Below are 16772 nucleotides of genomic sequence, written 5' to 3' on the forward strand. Positions count from 1 at the left end.
CCGCAGAGGCACCGACAAGCGGCACACCGATAACAGCGGGGCTGGCCAGGAATTCCGCCTCCAGCCCAGACCAGAACCACGTGAGACCAGCCTGACGACAGTCCGTACGACGGACGTTGCAGCACCCGCAAGGAGACAGCTCATCATGATCGAACAACCCTATCCGTCGTCCGCGGCGGAAGCCGACGCCGCACGCCCCCACGCCCCCGAAGTCCGGGGCCGGCTCGACGCGTTCTTCGAGATCACGGCGCGCGGCAGCACCCAGCGCCAGGAAGTCGTGGCCGGGGTCACCACTTTCATGGCAATGGTCTACGCCGTCTTTGTCGTGCCCGGCATGCTGGGCAAGGCCGGCTTCGACACCAGCGCGGTCTTTGTCGCGGTGTGCCTGACCACCGCCTTCGGTTCCCTGCTGATGGGCCTGTGGGCCAAGCTGCCGATCGCCATCGGCTGCGCCATCTCGCTGACCGCATTCATGGCCTTCGGCCTGGTGCTGGGCCAGGGCCTGTCGCCGGCGGTCGCGCTCGGCGCCGTGTTCCTGATGGGCGTGATCTTCACCGCGATCTCGGTCACCGGCGTGCGCTCCTGGATCCTGCGCAACCTGCCGGCCGGCGTGGCGCACGGCACCGGTATCGGCATCGGCCTGTTCCTGCTGCTGATCGCCTCGAATGAAGTCGGCCTGGTGGTCAAGAACGCCGGCGCCGGCCTGCCGGTGTCGCTGGGCAAGATCACCTCGTTCCCGGTGGTGATGTCGGTGCTGGGCCTGGCCGCCATCTTCGGCATGGAGCGCCGCAAGGTGCCGGGCGGCATCCTGCTGGTGATCATCGCCATCTCCGCACTCGGGCTGGCCTTTGATCCGGCCGTGAAGTTCACCGGCGTATTCGCGCTGCCGTCGCTGAGCGCCCCCGGCCATCAATCGCTGATCGGCGCCATGGACGTGCGCGGCGCGCTGTCGGCCACGGTGCTGCCGAGCGTGCTGGCACTGGTGATGACCGCGGTGTTCGACGCCACCGGCACCATCCGCGCCGTCGCCGGCCAGGCCGGGCAGCTCAATGCCGCCGGCCATATCCGCAACGGCGGGCGCGCACTGACCGCGGACTCGGTCAGCTCGATCTTCTCGGCGATGTTCGGCGGCGCCCCGGCCGCGGCCTATATCGAGTCGACCGTCGGCGTGGCCGCCGGCGCCAAGACCGGCCTGACCGCCGTGGTGGTGGGCCTGCTGTTCGTCGCGGTGATGTTCTTCTCGCCGCTGGCCGGGCTGGTGCCTTCCTACGCGACCGCGCCGGCGCTGATGTACGTGGGCCTGCTGATGCTGTCGAGCGTGAGCCGCCTGCATATGGACGACATGGTCGACGCGCTGGCCGGCCTGGTCTGCGCCGTCTTCATCGTGCTGACCTGCAATATCGTGACCGGCATCATGCTGGGCTTCTGCACCCTGGTGGTCGGCCGCGTAGTGGCCGGCGAATGGCGCAAGCTCAATGTCGGCACCGTGGCCATCGCGGTAGTGCTGGCTGCCTTCTATGCCGGGGGCTGGGCGATCTGACCCTTCCGGAAATTGCTGACGCGTCCCGGCCGCAAAGCCCGGCACGCTGACAACCAGGTGTCTCCTCTACCGTGATCCAGGTAGATTTCAAGCCCGGGCTTCCTGCTTGCCCGGGCTGTTTTTTTTGGGGCTTGCGCAAGGCTTGCATCAGGCTCGCGCAACAGTCCCGCAGAGGGTGAATAGCGTTTCGCTAAATCGCTTTCATTGCCCGGCCTGCATCGCCGCCATATCCATGTACACCAGTTCCCAGACATGGCCATCCGGGTCCTGGAAGCCATGCCCGTACATGAATCCCAGATCCATTGGCGGCTTGTAGGTATTGCCGCCCGCCGCGACCGCGGCATTGACCATTTCATCCACGCGCGCTCGGGTTTCCATCGACAGGCAAACCAGCACCTCGGTGGCTTTGCGCGCATCGCAGATTTCATTGGGCGAGAAGCTGCGGAACTTGGCCTCGGTCAGCAACATCACGAAAATGTTCTCGCCAACGATCATGCAGGTGGCGGTGTCGTCGGTAAATTGCGGATTGAAGGAAAAGCCCAGTTGGGTAAAGAACGCAATCGACTTCTGCAGGTCACGGACAGGCAAATTGACAAAGATCTGCTGCTTCATAGGGGACTCCGGTAGTCATGACAGGGCACTGCGCGGCGCGCAGACAAACAGTCTAGCCGCTATGGCAGCCGCTTGCGCGCATTTCCATTGTCCTTAAAGGAAGGCAAAAACGGACATTGACGCTGCCAATATGGAGCGCATGGTGCGCCGTGGAACGGTCAATTGACACCGCCAGACAATCAGTCCGTGCATTCTCCGATATTTTTTGTAGAATTTTTTAGGTAACCTGAAGGCGAAACTTCTAGTACCATGCAGCGGCCTATTTGCAGAAAGGGGATATAAATGGCGACATACAAGCAACTCCTGGCTGAGAAGGAAGCGCTGGAAGCCAAGCTGAATGAAGTACGGGCGACGGAAGTTGCCGGCGTGATCGATAAAATCCGCGAACTGATGACCGAGTATGGCCTGACCGCGGAAGACATCCAGCCCCGGCGCAAGCGCGGCCGCCCGGCCGGCACCGGTGTAAAGAAGGCTGCCGCCGCGCTGCCTCCGAAGTACATGGACCCCAAGACTGGCAAGACCTGGTCCGGCCGCGGCCGCGCCCCGGCCTGGCTGGGCAAGCGTCCGGAGCGTTTCCTGATCGAGCAGTAAGCCGGCCCTGGCAACGTAATGCCGTTCAGTTAAGTGCTTGTCGTTCCCGCGCAGGCGGGAACCCGGTGACTTTTTCCCCGAAGGGGACGTGAAAGACGCTGGATTCCCGCCTGCGCGGGAATGACGGTAGTGGTTGAGGGTTTATCTGAACAGTATTAGCCCTGCCAATGGGCTGTCGGCGGGCGGGGACAGCAAGCAAACGCCCGCCTGAAACGCCCGCTTCAATCGATCCCGTCCGCTGCCCGGGGGCGCGGACGGGCATCACAACGCCTGGCAGACATAGTCCTTGCGCAGCGCCCTGAAGCCCTGCTGCGTCGGCTCCGCCGTCAGGCGCGCGCCGCCGCCGGCCAGCGGCTGCATGCGCAATACCTGCGCTGAACACTGGCTCGCGGTCTCGTCGCGCTGGTAGCGGATCTCATACTGGCCGCCGGCAACCGGCACGAACGACACGCCCGCGGCGCAGCGCATCTCGGGCAGCGGCGGCGCCGCGGCCGAGGTCACCGCCACGTAGATCCGCCGGCCGGCCTCCACCAGGCGCTCGCGCGTGCGCGCGGGCGGCTCGGGCGAGCGCACGGCCATGTCCAGGCTGCGCTCCCTTCCCATTGCCGACAGCTGCTTGCCCGTTCCCGCCAGCACCAGTGGCCGGGCCGGCACCGGACACTTGGCCGGATCGACAACGGTGAACGAGGTATTGTCGTCCGTGCTGGTCAGCAGCCGGACACTGGCGGCCGGGGCACCGGCAGGCACCCGGTATGGCGCCATGCAGCCCGACAACGCCACGGCGGCGGCAAGCATGGGCAACACGGCAGGGCGAGGCAGGACTGCAGACGACCGGTCATGGCGCATGGCGGCAGGCAGGTAGAGTCGCGATAGCGGTGTGTGAGCCAACGGCAAAGCGTTGACGACAAGATGGCGGCAAATCCGGCATGGATGCCACCTGATGACGGCGCGGCCACCCCGACCACCGAAAGCGCCGACGGCGCGGACAGGTTCGCCATCCCGCCAAACCCGCCCAGCATACCCGCTTCCGAAGCCCTGAGGCAGCCGCACAAACCCATGTTGAAAACTCCGGCGTGATATCCACAGAATCTGTGGATATCCTCCCCCTGCCCTCCCCGAAAGCCCGTGTCTGTGCGCCACCGCACCGGACCGCCCAAATTTTAGGCAATGGGTTGCACCGGCCCCGCAAGCCAGCAACGGCGCGGCGCGGTCCGACGCCAGACCGTGGCCAGCCCGCCGTTGCGCTGCCTGGCACACACTTCTGACTGCCGCGCACCCTTGAAGGAGCCATCGTCACCGCGTAATCTCATTGGTACCGGGGGCTGCACTGGCGCACTGCGCCAACTTGCCAGCCAGAAAACGACGATGCCACAACAAGAGCCTCTCCAGGCCGGGCCGTTGCCTCGTGAGCTGCTGCACGCGCTGCGTGAAGGCGGTTACGACGTATCGGCACTCGCGCCTGCCCCGGAATCCGAGACCAACTCCGATCCCCGCAACCTCCAACCCGCCGCGCACGCGGCCGACCCGCAACAGGCGATCCACCTGCTGCTGGCCGTCTATCACGCCACCGGCGACCCCGCCATCGGCCTCTGGCTGGGCAGCCGAATACCGCCGGATCTGCTCGGCCTGGCGGGTCTGCCCGCCATGGCCGGCCCGTCGCTGGGCACGGCGCTGCGGCGTATCGCGCGCTACCAGAAGCTGCTGGCCGGCGACCGCGTCGAGCTGCGCCGCCAGGGCGAGGAAGCCTGGGTCTGCATCCGCCCGAGCGACCCCGAAGCACCCGACACCCGCCCGCGCATCGACATGGAGCTGTGCTCGCTGCTGGCCTTCGGGCGCCGCTTCACGCGCAAGCCGCTGCATCCGCTGCGGGTGTCGCTGCGCATCCGCCAGCCCGCCTGGCATCTGCGCTACACCGAGGCCTTCGACTGCCCGGTGCGCTTCGGCGAGCAGGAAGACGCGATCGTGTTCGGCCGCCGCGACCTGGCGCTGCGGCTGGTGGCGCGCGACCGCACCAGTCCCGCGGCGCCCCCGGCCCACCGCGACATGCGGCCAGCGGCCGCCGCGCTCGACGATGTGCGGACCGCCCTGCAGCAGCTGGCCGGCGACCGCGCGCTGAGCCTGGCAGCGGTGGCGCAGCACCTGGACATCAGCGAGCGCACGCTGCAACGGCGGCTGATGGCGGCAGGCACCAGCTTCCGCGCGCTGTGCGAGGATGCGCGGCGCGAGCTGGCTGGCCATTACCTGACCGAAGGCGCGATGCCGCTCGGAGAAATCGCGTTCCGGCTCGGCTTTGACGATGCCAACTCGTTCTTCCGTGCCTTCCGCCGCTGGACCGGCATGACGCCGGGCGACTACCGGCGCCATAGCGCCCCGGCGGCGCAACCGCCCGCCTAGCGCAAAGCGGCTCACCCGCCGTGGGCCTGCTCCCAGGGCGGGTGCTGGCCGAAGCGTTCGGCCAGGAAATCGACCAAGGCGCGCACGCGCAGGGCAATCTCCCCCGCCGGCACCATCGCCTGGCCGCCAGACATTGTGCGGCCCCTGGCTGCCCCAAGCAGCAGACAATCGTGCCACGCCAGGTCCTGCGGCGACGCAACGGCGGCCTCCGCCGGTAGAACTACCTCCAAAGGCAGGCTGCGCCCCCGCGCGCGCTGTGCTGCCGGCGAATAGGCAGCGCCAGTGGCCGCCCCTACTCTGGCATCACCCCCGCCAAAGTCGACACAGGAGCATGGCCATGGCCACCCACCCACGCGCGCCGGAGCCGATTGCGCCCGGCGCCGCAATGACGCTGGCGTCCAGCACGTTCGCCTTCACCATCTGCTTTGCCGTCTGGATGCTGTTCGCGGTCCTGGGCATTCCGCTCAAGCAGGAACTCGGCCTCAACGATACGGAATTCGGCCTGCTGGCGGCCACGCCCGTGCTCAGCGGCTCGCTGATCCGCGTGCCGCTGGGCATCTGGACCGACCGCTACGGCGGGCGCATCGTCTTCTTCGCGCTGATGCTGGCCACCGTGATCCCGATCTGGCTGATCTCGTATGCGCACACGCTGTGGCAGCTGCTGGTGCTGGGCCTGTTCGTCGGCCTGGCCGGAGGCTCGTTCTCGGTTGGCACGCCGTATGTGGCGCGCTGGTTCCCGCGCTCGCGCCAGGGCCTGGCCATGGGCATTTTCGGTGCCGGCAACTCCGGCGCGGCACTGACCAAGTTCGTCGCGCCGGCGCTGATCCTGGCCGCCGGCACCTGGACCGTGGTGCCGCGCGTCTACTCGGCAGCGATGCTCGTCACCGCCCTCCTGTTCTGGGTGTTCTCGCGCAGCAACCCGTCGCACCTGGTCAAGTCCAGCGTCGGCTGGCGCGAGCAGCTCGCGGTGATGCGCGACCCGCGCGTGTGGCGCTACTCGCAGTACTACTCGGTGGTGTTCGGCGGCTATGTCGGCCTGTCGCTGTGGATGACCAAGTACTACATCGGCGAATACGGCTTCGATATCAAGACCGCGGCCTTCCTGGCCGCCTGCTTCTCGCTGCCCGGCGGTGTGCTGCGCGCCATCGGCGGCTGGATCTCCGACCGCCATGGCGCGCACCGCACCACCTGGTGGGTGATGTGGGTGAGCTGGGTCGGCTTCTTCCTGCTGAGCTATCCGCCGACGGATTTCATCATCGAGACCACCGGCGGCCCGCAGGCGTTCCGCATCGCGCTGACGCCCGCGGTATTCACCATCCTGCTGTTCGTGGTGGGCATCGCCTTCGCCATCGGCAAGGCCTCGGTGTTCAAGTTCATCGCCAACGATTTCACGCACAACATCGGCGCGGTCTCGGGCGTGGTGGGCCTGGCCGGCGGGCTGGGCGGCTTCGTGCTGCCGATCCTGTTCGGCGTGCTGGCCGACCTGACCGGCGTGCGCAGCAGCTGCTTCATGCTGATGTACGGCACCGTGTGCGTGAGCCTGGTGTGGATGCACTACAGCCAGCGCGCCGAGCGCCGGCGCAAAGAACAGGCCGTCGGCCTCACCCAGGCCGCCTGACGGCCCCTGTCACGCAAACAACCAAGGCACACCATCATGTCCTCTTCCGTACTCACCCGCTGGGAGCCCGAGAACAAGGTCTTCTGGCAAAGCCAGGGCGAACGCATCGCCTACCGCAACCTGTGGATCTCGATCCCGGCGCTGATGCTGGCCTTCGTGGTCTGGATGCTGTGGAGCGTGGTCGCGGTCAACCTGGACCGCGCCGGCTTCCAGTTCACCAAGAACCAGTTGTTCTGGCTGACGGCGCTGCCGGCACTTTCGGGCGCCACGCTGCGCATCTTCTACTCCTTCCTGGTGCCAGTGTTCGGCGGGCGCCGCTTCACCGCGATCTCCACCGCGCTGCTGCTGATCCCGGCGCTCGGCATGGGCTTTGCGCTGCGCGACCCGTCCACCGGCTACCCCACGCTGCTGGTGCTGGCGCTGCTGTGCGGGCTGGGCGGGGCCAACTTCAGTTCGTCGATGGCCAATATCAGCTTCTTCTTCCCCAAGGCAAAGAAGGGGCTGGCGACGGGGCTGAATGCGGGCATCGGCAACCTGGGCGTATCGGTGGTGCAGTTCGTCACGCCGCTGGTGGTGTCGGTGGCCATCTTCGGCGCGCTCGGCGGCGAGCCGCAGCAATACCAGGCCAACGGCGCCACGCAGGACCTGTGGCTGCAGAACGCGGGCTTTGTCTGGGTGCCGTTCATCATCGTCTCGGCGCTGGCCGCATGGTTCGGCATGCATGACATCGCGGACGCCAAGGCATCGTTCGCCGACCAGGCGGTGATCTTCAAGCGCAAGCACAACTGGCTGATGTGCTGGCTGTACGTGGGCACCTTCGGCTCGTTCATCGGCTTCTCGGCCGGGCTGGCGCTGCTGACCAAGTCGCAGTTCCCCGGCGTGAACCCCACCGCCTATGCCTTCCTGGGGCCGCTGGTGGGCGCGCTGACGCGCCCCGTGGGCGGCTGGATCTCCGACAAGCTCGGCGGCGCGCGCGTCACGCTGTGGACTTTCGTCGGCATGATCGCCGCGGTGTTCGCGGTGCTGGCAGCGCTGCCGCATGACGGCGCCGGCGGCAATTTCACATACTTCCTGGCAGCGTTTGTCGCACTGTTCGCGCTGACCGGCATCGGCAACGGCTCCACCTTCCGCATGATCCCGGTGATCTTCCTGACCGAGCGCCAGCGCGCCGCCGCGGGCAAGGGTGACGCCGCACAAAAGCAGGCTCTGCAGGAAGCCGGCAAGGAATCCGCCGCTGTGCTTGGCTTTTCCGGCGCGATCGGCGCCTACGGCGGCTTCTTCATCCCCAAGAGCTTCGGCACCTCGCTGGAGCTGACCGGCGCCGCCGACGCTTCGCTGTACTGCTTTATCGTCTTCTACGTCAGCTGCGTGCTGGTGACATGGTGGTACTACGCGCGCCGCAACGCACCCATGCCCTGCTGACCCCGCCACCCTGCCGGCCGGGCTAGTTCTTCCGAACTAGTCCCGCGCCCGGCGCCTAGCCCGATCGCCACGCGGCGGCAGTTCCACCAGCGAATTGGCCGCCGCCCGCCTCCCCCATAAGCTGAGGGTGACCCTGCAAGGCTCCGGGAACCCACCGGAGCCCCCGCAGCAAAGCACCCGCGGAGAACAAAGCAATGAGTCATTTCCTGGATCGACTGAAGTTCATGTCGCGCGTCAAGTCCACCTATGCGGACGGCCATGGCGCAGTGGTGAACGAAGACCGCAAGTGGGAAGACGGCTACCGCAGCCGCTGGCAGCACGACAAGGTCGTGCGCTCCACCCATGGCGTGAACTGCACCGGCTCCTGCTCGTGGAAGGTCTATGTGAAGAACGGCCTGATCACGTGGGAGACCCAGCAGACCGACTATCCGCGCACGCGCCCGGACCTGCCCAACCATGAACCGCGCGGCTGCCCGCGCGGCGCCTCGTACAGCTGGTACGTCTACTCGGCCCAGCGCGTCAAGTACCCCATGATCCGCGGCCGCCTGATGGAGATGTGGCGCGAAGCCCGCAAGACCATGGACCCCGTCGCCGCCTGGGAATCGATCAGCCAGGACCCGGTCAAGGCCGCGCGCTACAAGAGCGTGCGCGGCCAGGGCGGCTTTGTCCGCGCCGACTGGAACACCGCCACGGAGATGATTGCCGCGGCCAATGCCTTCACGGTGAAGAAGTTCGGCCCGGACCGCGTGATCGGCTTCTCGCCGATCCCGGCCATGTCGATGGTGTCGTACGCGGCCGGTGCGCGCTACCTGAGCCTGCTGGGCGGCGCCTGCCTGTCGTTCTACGACTGGTACTGCGACCTGCCCCCGGCCAGCCCGCAAGTGTGGGGCGAGCAGACCGACGTGCCGGAATCCGCCGACTGGTACAACGCCACCTACCTGATGGTGTGGGGCTCCAACGTGCCGCAGACGCGCACGCCGGACGCGCACTTCTACACCGAGGTCCGCTACAAGGGCACCAAGACCGTGGCGGTCTCGTCCGACTTCGGCGAGATGGTCAAGTTCGGCGATATCTGGCTGGCGCCCAGGCAAGGCACCGATGCCGCGCTGGCGATGGCCATGGGCCACGTGGTGCTCAAGGAATTCCACGCCAGCGGCAAGTCCGAGTACTTCCGCGACTACGTGAAGCAGTACACCGACATGCCGATGCTGGTGCTGCTGCGCGACAATCAAGGCACGCTGGTGCCCGACCACTTCCTGCGCGCCTCGCACCTGGCCGACAACCTCGGCGAAGCCAACCACCCCGAGTGGAAGACCCTGCTGATCGACGACGCCAGCGGCGGGATTGTCGCGCCCAACGGCTCGATCGGCTTCCGCTGGGGTGAAGCCGCTCACAACGGCGGCGAGAAGGTGGGCCGCTGGAACCTGGAAATGAAGGACGGCGGCAGCGGACGCATCATCGACCCGCGCCTGTCGCTGGTCGGCCAGCATGACGAAGTGGTGGAAGTGGGCTTCCCCTACTTCGGCGGCGAACATGACGAGCTGCTGCGCCGCCGCGTTCCCGCGCGCCGCATCACGCTGGCCGACGGCAGCAGCGCGCTGGTCGCCACCGTGTATGACTTGCAGATGGCCAACTATGGTGTCGACCAGGGCCTGGGCGGCCCGAACGTGGCCGCGTCGTTTGAAGACGACGTGCCCTACACCCCCGCCTGGCAGGAGAAGCACACCTCCGTGCCGGCGCGCCTGGTGACCCAGGTGGCGCGCGAGTTCGCCGACAACGCCGACCGCACGCAAGGCAAGAGCATGGTCATCGTCGGCGCCGCGCTGAACCACTGGTACCACAACGACATGATCTACCGCGGCATCATCAACCTGCTGATGATGTGCGGCTGCGTCGGCAAAAGCGGCGGCGGCTGGGCACACTACGTCGGCCAGGAAAAGCTGCGCCCGCAGTTCGGCTGGGCCCCGCTGGCCTTCGGCCTGGACTGGTCGCGCCCGCCGCGCCAGATGAACGGCACTTCGTTCTTCTACAACCACACCAGCCAGTGGCGCCACGAGAAGCTGGGCGTCGACGAGATCCTGTCGCCCACCGCCGACCGCAAGCGCTACGACGGCCTCTCGCTGCTGGACCTGAACGCGCGCGCCGAACGCATGGGCTGGCTGCCGTCGGCCCCGCAGCTTGGTGCCAATCCGCTCGATGTGGTCGATGCGGCCGAGCGCAACGGGCAGGACCCGGTCGCCTACACCGTGGAGCAACTCAAGTCCGGCCAGCTGCAGTTCGCCTGCGACGACCCCGACAATCCGGCCAACTTCCCGCGCAATATGTTCGTGTGGCGCTCCAATATCCTGGGCAGCTCGGGCAAGGGGTATGAGTACTTCCTGAAGTACCTGCTGGGCACGCAGAACGCCGTGTTCGGCGACGAGAACGATGCGATCACGCCGGGCGAGGTCAACGTGCGCCCGGCCGCCGAAGGCAAGCTGGACCTGCTGACCGTGCTGGACTTCCGCATGAGCACCACCTGCCTGTACGGCGACATCGTGCTGCCCACCGCCACGTGGTATGAGAAGGACGACCTCAACACGTCGGACATGCACCCGTTCATCCACCCGCTGTCCGAAGCCGTGCAGCCGCTGTGGGAAAGCAAGACCGACTGGGAGATCTACAAGGCCATCGCGAAGACGTTCAGCGAGATCGCCGGCCCCTACCTCGGCACGCGCAAGGACCTGGTGTGCACGCCCCTGCTGCACGATACCCCGGGCGAACTGGGCCAGCCGTTCGAACCCAGGGACTGGAAGGCCGGCGAATGCGACCTGATCCCCGGCAAGACCGCGCCGTCGATGACGGTGGTAGAGCGCAACTACGCGGACATCTACAAGAAGTTCACCTCGATCGGGCCGCTGCTGGACCAACTCGGCAACGGCGGCAAGGGCATCAACTGGAACACCCAACATGAGGTGAAGGAAATCGGCCAGCTCAGCCACACAGTGCAGGAGCCGGGCGTGAGCCAGGGCCGGCCGAAGCTGGAAACGGCGATCGATGCCGCCGAAATGATCCTGACCTTCGCCCCCGAGACCAACGGCCACGTTGCCGTCAAGGCGTGGGAGGCGCTCTCGAAAATCACCGGCCGCGACCACGCCCACCTGGCCGAAGGCCGCGAGCACGACAAGATCCGCTTCCGCGACGTGCAGGCGCAGCCGCGCAAGATCATCTCCGCGCCGACGTGGTCGGGGCTGGAATCGGAAGAGGTCAGCTACAACGCCGGCTACACCAACGTGCATGAGCTGATCCCCTGGCGCACGCTGACCGGGCGCCAGCAGTTCTGGCAGGACCACCGGTGGATGCTGGACTTCGGCGAAGGCGCGTGCGTCTACAAGCCGGCCATCGACACCAAGACCGTGGCGCCGATGCTGGGCAAGAAGCCCAACGGCAACCCGGAACTGGTGCTGAACTGGATCACGCCACACCAGAAGTGGGGCATCCACTCGACCTACTCGGACAACCTGCGCATGCTGACGCTGTCTCGCGGCGGCCCGCACGTGTGGATCTCTGAAACGGAAGCCAGGGCCAACGGCATCCGCGACAACGACTGGGTCGAGGTATTCAACGTCAACGGCACGCTGACCGCCCGCGTGGTGGTGTCGCAGCGCGTGCCCAAGGGCATGTGCCTGATGTACCACGCCCAGGAAAAGATCGTGAACGTTCCGGGCGCGGAGACCAGCGGCATGCGCGGCGGCATCCATAACTCGGTCACGCGCGCCGTGACCAAGCCCACCCACATGATCGGCGGCTATGCGCAGCTGGCCTGGGGCTTCAACTACTACGGCACCGTGGGCAGCAACCGCGACGAGTTCGTGATCCTGCGCAAGATGAAGAAGGTCGACTGGCTGGAAGGGCCAATGAAAGAAGAAGGAGCTACGCAATGAAGATCCGTGCCCAGGTGGCCATGGTGCTGAACCTCGACAAGTGCATCGGCTGCCATACCTGCTCCGTGACCTGCAAGAACGTCTGGACCAGCCGCGACGGCGTCGAATATGCCTGGTTCAACAACGTCGAGACCAAGCCCGGCATCGGCTACCCCAAGGAATGGGAGAACCAGGACAAGTGGCAGGGCGGCTGGCAGCGCAACGCCGACGGCAGCCTGGAACCGCGCCAGGGCGGCAAGCTGAAGATCCTGGCGAATCTGTTCGCCAACCCCAACCTGCCGGCCATCGACGAGTACTACGAGCCCTTCACCTACGACTACGAGCACCTGCAAAAGGCGCCGCTGGTGCAGACCCCGCCCACCGCGCGCCCCGTGTCCGTGCTGACCGGGCGCAAGATGGAGAAGATCGAATGGGGCCCGAACTGGGAAGACGACCTCGGTGGCGAGTTCAGCTCGCGCGGGCGCGACAAGCTCTTCGACGACGTGCAGAAAGAGATGTACTCGACCTTCGAGAACACCTTCATGATGTACCTGCCGCGCCTGTGCGAGCACTGCCTGAACCCGGCCTGTGTGGCCTCGTGCCCGTCGGGCTCGATCTACAAGCGCGAGGACGACGGCATCGTGCTGGTCGACCAGGACAAGTGCCGCGGCTGGCGCATGTGCATCTCGGGCTGTCCGTACAAGAAGATCTATTTCAACTGGCAGAGCGGCAAGGCCGAGAAATGCCTGTTCTGCTATCCGCGCATCGAGGCCGGCCAGCCCACGGTCTGCGCCGAGACTTGCGTCGGCCGCATCCGCTACCTGGGCGTGATGTTGTACGACGCGGACCGCATCGGGCAGGCCGCGTCGGTGGCCGATGAGCACGACCTGTACCAGTCGCAGCTCGATGTGTTCCTGGACCCGCACGATCCGGCGGTGCAGGCCGAGGCGCTGCGCCAGGGCATTGCGCAAAGCTGGCTCGATGCCGCGCGCAAGTCGCCGGTCTACAAGATGGCGTGCGAGTGGAAGGTTGCCTTCCCGCTGCACCCGGAGTACCGCACCCTGCCGATGGTCTGGTATATCCCGCCGCTGTCGCCGATCCAGTCGGCGGCCGAGGCCGGCCACATGGGACTGAACGGCGTAATTCCCGACGTGAAGAGCCTGCGCATCCCGGTCAGGTACCTGGCAAACCTGCTGACCGCGGGCGACGTGACGCCGGTGCTGTCGGCGCTGGACCGCATGCTGGCGATGCGCGCGTACAAGCGCTCGCAGGTGGTGGACGGCGTGCAGGACCTGGGCGTGCTGCAGCAGGTTGGGCTGACGCCGGAACAGGTCGAGGACATGTACCAGACCATGGCCATCGCCAACTACGAGGACCGTTTCGTGATTCCGTCCTCGCACAAGGAAATGGTCGAGGACAGCTTCAACGACAAGGCCAGCTGCGGCTTCACTTTCGGCAACGGCTGCTCGGGCGGCACCTCGGAGGGCGCGCTGTTCGGCAAGAAGCCCCAGGGCAGCGTGCACTTTGTCGACATGCCCAGGTCGCGCAAGAAAGCCGTGCTGAGCTGAGCCCGCATCCACGAACCGTCCGGAGAAGACCATGCCCCTCTATCCCATCCTCAGCGCCCTGCTTGGCTATCCCGGGCAGGATCTGCTGGACGCCCTGCCCGAGATCGGCGCCGCGCTGGCCGAATGGCCGCAGGCGCGCGACCTGCTCGCGCCCGTCACCGGCCTGCTGCGCCGCGAATCGCTGATCGCGCTGCAGGAGAACTACGTAGCCACCTTCGACCGCAACCCGGCGCACTCGCTGCACCTGTTCGAGCATGTGCACGGCGAAAGCCGCGACCGCGGCCAGGCCATGGTCGACCTGATCGACGAGTACCGGCGCGAAGGCTTTGAGCCGGCGGCGTCCGAGTTGCCCGACTACGTGCCGCTGTTCCTGGAGTTCCTCGGCGCGCTGGCGGCCGACGGCAAGGCAGCGCGCGCCGAGCAGTTGCTGGGCGAGGCGATCCATGTGCTCGCGGCCATCGGCGAGCGCCTGGCGCGCAATCAAAGCCCGTACGCCGGCGTGTTCGCCGTGCTGCGCACGCTGACCGACGTGCAACCGCAGCAACAACAGGAGCCGCCGGGGCGCGACATGGACGAGGCGCTGGAGACCTTCGGGCCCGGGGCCGATGGCGTGGAGCCGCTGCTGGCGCCGCAGACGGGGCCGCAGGCGGTGAAGTTCTATCCGCGTGGCAAGGCGCAGGCACCTGTGGCTTGCTGAGATGCCTGACGAACCCGCTGTGTTCTCCCTTCTCCCGCTTGCGGGAGAGCGGCGGGTGTAAGGGCGGGAGCCTCCACGAAGCGCCTGTGCTTAAACCACCCCTCACCCTGCCCTCTCCCCTGAGGGGCGAGGGAACACAGTTGGCATAGACGGACACCGAGGCAACTTTGCGCCTAATCCTCTTACAGAGCAAACACCATGGCAACGATCCACCAACTCCTCTTCGGCATCTACCCGTACATCGCTGCCGCCATCTTCCTGTTCGGCAGCCTGGCGCGCTTCGAGCGCGAGCAGTACACCTGGAAGAGCGACAGCTCGCAGCTGCTGTACCGCGGCAACCTGCGCACCGGCAACATCCTGTTCCACGTCGGCATCCTGGGCCTGTTCTTCGGGCACCTGGCCGGCCTGCTGACGCCGGTGGCGGTATGGAATGCGCTGGGCGTCTCGCACGGCTTCAAGCAGGCCGTGGCGATGGCCGCCGGCGGCGTGATGGGCACCATGTGCCTGGCCGGACTGCTGATCCTGCTGCACCGCCGCCTGACCAACGCGCGCGTGTCGGCGGTAACCCGCACCGGCGACAAGGTGCTGCTGCTGTGGCTGCTGGCGACGCTGCTGCTGGGCCTGTCCACCATCTTCGAATCCGCCGGCCACATGGACGGCCACATGATGGTGCAGCTGATGACCTGGGCGCAGCACGTCGTCACGCTGCGCGGCGACGCCGCCAGCTATGTCGCGGATGCGCCGCTGCTGTTCAAGGCGCACCTGTTCATGGGCATCACGCTGTTCGCGATCTTCCCGTTCACGCGGCTGGTGCATGTGTGGAGCGGCTTCGCTTCGGTCGGCTACCTCGGCCGTGCCTGGCAACTGGTGCGCAGCCGCTGAGCATCGAAGCCCGCTTCACGCTCTGCAACATGACCGTGGAAACCGCGGCGCGCGGCGCGCTGATCGCGCCGGATGCGGCCGCCACCGACTGTGTGCTGCGCCGCGCGGTGGATATCGGAGGCCCGCAGCGCGACGCCGCGCTCGGCTACTGGGCCACGCTGCACAGCGATGCGGACGCCGTGTTCGACACGGACTACGTGTTCGATGCGAGCGAGACCGAACCCTACGTCACCTGGGGCACCAGCCCGAGGCGATGCAGGCGTCGTGGCGCGGCGATGCCGCACGCGTCTCGCTTGCTGGCAGACCGCTCAATACGGCAACCCCACATAGTTCTCCGCCAACACCCGCGACGCGGCTTCCGACCCCACCAGATAGTCCAGCTCCGCCTGCTGCATCCGCAATGAGAACGCATCCGCATCCGGGAACCTGTGCAGCAGCGAAGTCATCCACCACGAGAACCGCTCAGCCTTCCACACGCGCCGCAGGCAACGCGCGGAATAGCCATCGAGGCCGCTGGCATCGGCATGGCGGTAATGGGCTTCAAAGCCTTCAGAGAGCGTCAGCACATCGCTGGCCGCCAGATTCAACCCCTTGGCCCCGGTAGGCGGCACGATATGCGCCGCGTCGCCCGCCAGGAACAGCCGGCCAAATCGCATCGGCTCGCACACAAAGCTGCGCAGCGGGGCAATGCTCTTCTCGATGCTGGGTCCGGTCACCAGCGCGCTCGCCGTCTGCGGATCGAGCCGGCTGCGCAGTTCCTGCCAGAAGCGCTCGTCGGACCAGTCTTCCACGCGCTCGCTCGACGCCACCTGCACGTAGTAGCGGCTGCGGTGGCGCGAACGCATGCTGCACAGCGCGAAGCCGCGCTCATGGCCGGCGTAGACCAGCTCATCGGCAACGGGCGGCGTCTCGGACAGCAGCCCCAGCCAGCCGAACGGATACACCCGCTCGAACAGCTGCCGCGACGCCGCCGGCACGCTCTCGCGGCAGATGCCGTGAAAGCCGTCGCAGCCGGCGATATAGTCGCAGGCAACCTCATGCACGGCGCCATCCTTGCGATAGCGGACCGACGGCGTGGTGCCGTCGAAGCCGTGCACGCTGACGTCCTGCGCTTCATAGATGGTGGGAGTGCCGTCGGCGCGGCGCGCGTCCATCAGGTCGTGCGTGACCTCGGTCTGGCCGTACACCGTGACGCTGCGGCCGATCAGCCCATGCAGGTCGATATGGTGGCGCTGCCCGCCATACGACAGTGCGATGCCATGGTGGACCAGCCCTTGCGCATGCAGCCGCCCGGCCACGCCCGCGCGTTCCAGCGCGTCGACGGTGACGCTCTCCAGGATGCCCGCGCGGATGCGGCCGAGCACATACTCGGGACTGCGTTGTTCGATGATGATGTTGTCGATGCCGGCGCGTGTCAGCAACTGGCCGAGCAGCAGGCCGGCCGGGCCGGCGCCGATGATGGCAACCTGGGTGCGCATGTCTTGTCTCCTTGTGGGTATCCGTCTTCTGCTGCTAAAGATAGTCGCCGAAGGCCCGCCAAGGAATG

General features: G+C 66.7%; 13 protein-coding genes and 1 pseudogene. 10 read left to right on the plus strand and 4 right to left on the minus strand.

From position 1 onward, the window contains the following. The first annotated feature begins 145 nt into the window (after positions 1-145). A complete protein-coding gene (locus ACREYQ_RS28265; RefSeq protein WP_432261267.1) occupies positions 146-1540 on the plus strand; it encodes an NCS2 family permease in 1395 nt (464 codons plus the stop codon). A gap of 201 nt (positions 1541-1741) precedes the next feature. On the opposite strand, the gene ACREYQ_RS28270 is transcribed toward ACREYQ_RS28265, so the two are convergent. After that, positions 1742-2152: a VOC family protein gene (locus ACREYQ_RS28270; protein WP_432261268.1), complete on the minus strand. Its 411-nt coding sequence runs from the start codon at positions 2150-2152 to the stop codon at positions 1742-1744. A gap of 282 nt (positions 2153-2434) precedes the next feature. Here ACREYQ_RS28270 and ACREYQ_RS28275 point away from each other — a divergent pair, with 282 nt between their 5' ends. Then, positions 2435-2743: an H-NS histone family protein gene (locus ACREYQ_RS28275; RefSeq protein ID WP_432261269.1), complete on the plus strand. Its 309-nt coding sequence runs from the start codon at positions 2435-2437 to the stop codon at positions 2741-2743. 261 nt (positions 2744-3004) lie between these two features. Here the strand turns inward: ACREYQ_RS28275 and ACREYQ_RS28280 are convergent, their stop codons facing one another. Then, the gene (locus ACREYQ_RS28280) at positions 3005-3538 is read right to left on the minus strand and encodes a hypothetical protein (protein ID WP_432261270.1); all 534 of its coding nucleotides are present in this window, start codon (positions 3536-3538) and stop codon (positions 3005-3007) included. 570 nt (positions 3539-4108) lie between these two features. Between ACREYQ_RS28280 and ACREYQ_RS28285 the strand changes: the two genes are divergently transcribed. Then, positions 4109-5137 carry an AraC family transcriptional regulator ligand-binding domain-containing protein gene (locus ACREYQ_RS28285; protein ID WP_432261271.1) on the plus strand — a complete coding sequence of 343 codons (1029 nt, stop codon included), beginning with the start codon at positions 4109-4111 and terminating at the stop codon, positions 5135-5137. 11 nt (positions 5138-5148) lie between these two features. Here the strand turns inward: ACREYQ_RS28285 and ACREYQ_RS28290 are convergent, their stop codons facing one another. Next, positions 5149-5271 carry a hypothetical protein gene (locus ACREYQ_RS28290; protein ID WP_432261272.1) on the minus strand — a complete coding sequence of 41 codons (123 nt, stop codon included), beginning with the start codon at positions 5269-5271 and terminating at the stop codon, positions 5149-5151. Positions 5272-5474: 203 nt separating this feature from the next. Here ACREYQ_RS28290 and ACREYQ_RS28295 point away from each other — a divergent pair, with 203 nt between their 5' ends. The 7 genes and pseudogenes from ACREYQ_RS28295 to ACREYQ_RS28325 all read left to right on the plus strand — a co-directional run. Continuing rightward, the gene (locus ACREYQ_RS28295; RefSeq protein ID WP_432261273.1) at positions 5475-6755 is read left to right on the plus strand and encodes an MFS transporter; all 1281 of its coding nucleotides are present in this window, start codon (positions 5475-5477) and stop codon (positions 6753-6755) included. Positions 6756-6791: 36 nt separating this feature from the next. Beyond that, positions 6792-8177 carry a NarK family nitrate/nitrite MFS transporter gene (locus tag ACREYQ_RS28300; RefSeq protein WP_432261274.1) on the plus strand — a complete coding sequence of 462 codons (1386 nt, stop codon included), beginning with the start codon at positions 6792-6794 and terminating at the stop codon, positions 8175-8177. A 194-nt stretch (positions 8178-8371) separates the two neighbouring features. After that, positions 8372-12100, plus strand: a complete 3729-nt coding sequence (locus tag ACREYQ_RS28305; protein WP_432261275.1) for a nitrate reductase subunit alpha — start codon at positions 8372-8374, stop codon at positions 12098-12100. After that, on the plus strand, positions 12097-13647 hold the full coding sequence (narH, locus tag ACREYQ_RS28310; RefSeq protein ID WP_432261276.1) for a nitrate reductase subunit beta: 1551 nt from the start codon (positions 12097-12099) through the stop codon (positions 13645-13647). Before ACREYQ_RS28305 ends, narH begins: the two co-directional genes overlap by 4 nt. A gap of 31 nt (positions 13648-13678) precedes the next feature. Further along, the gene (gene narJ, locus ACREYQ_RS28315) at positions 13679-14344 is read left to right on the plus strand and encodes a nitrate reductase molybdenum cofactor assembly chaperone (RefSeq protein WP_432261277.1); all 666 of its coding nucleotides are present in this window, start codon (positions 13679-13681) and stop codon (positions 14342-14344) included. 198 nt (positions 14345-14542) lie between these two features. Continuing rightward, the gene (narI, locus tag ACREYQ_RS28320) at positions 14543-15226 is read left to right on the plus strand and encodes a respiratory nitrate reductase subunit gamma (protein ID WP_432261278.1); all 684 of its coding nucleotides are present in this window, start codon (positions 14543-14545) and stop codon (positions 15224-15226) included. Further along, positions 15223-15474 (plus strand): annotated as a pseudogene (locus tag ACREYQ_RS28325) (aconitase family protein); the annotation flags it as partial. The gene narI and the pseudogene ACREYQ_RS28325, both read left to right, overlap by 4 nt. A gap of 60 nt (positions 15475-15534) precedes the next feature. Here the strand turns inward: ACREYQ_RS28325 and pobA are convergent. Beyond that, positions 15535-16704 (minus strand): 4-hydroxybenzoate 3-monooxygenase, encoded by a 1170-nt coding sequence (gene pobA, locus ACREYQ_RS28330; RefSeq protein WP_432261279.1) that lies wholly within the window; start codon positions 16702-16704, stop codon positions 15535-15537. Positions 16705-16772: the final 68 nt, after the last annotated feature.

Source organism: Cupriavidus sp. TMH.W2, from assembly GCF_050847365.1.
Taxonomy (GTDB): Bacteria; Pseudomonadota; Gammaproteobacteria; order Burkholderiales; family Burkholderiaceae; genus Cupriavidus.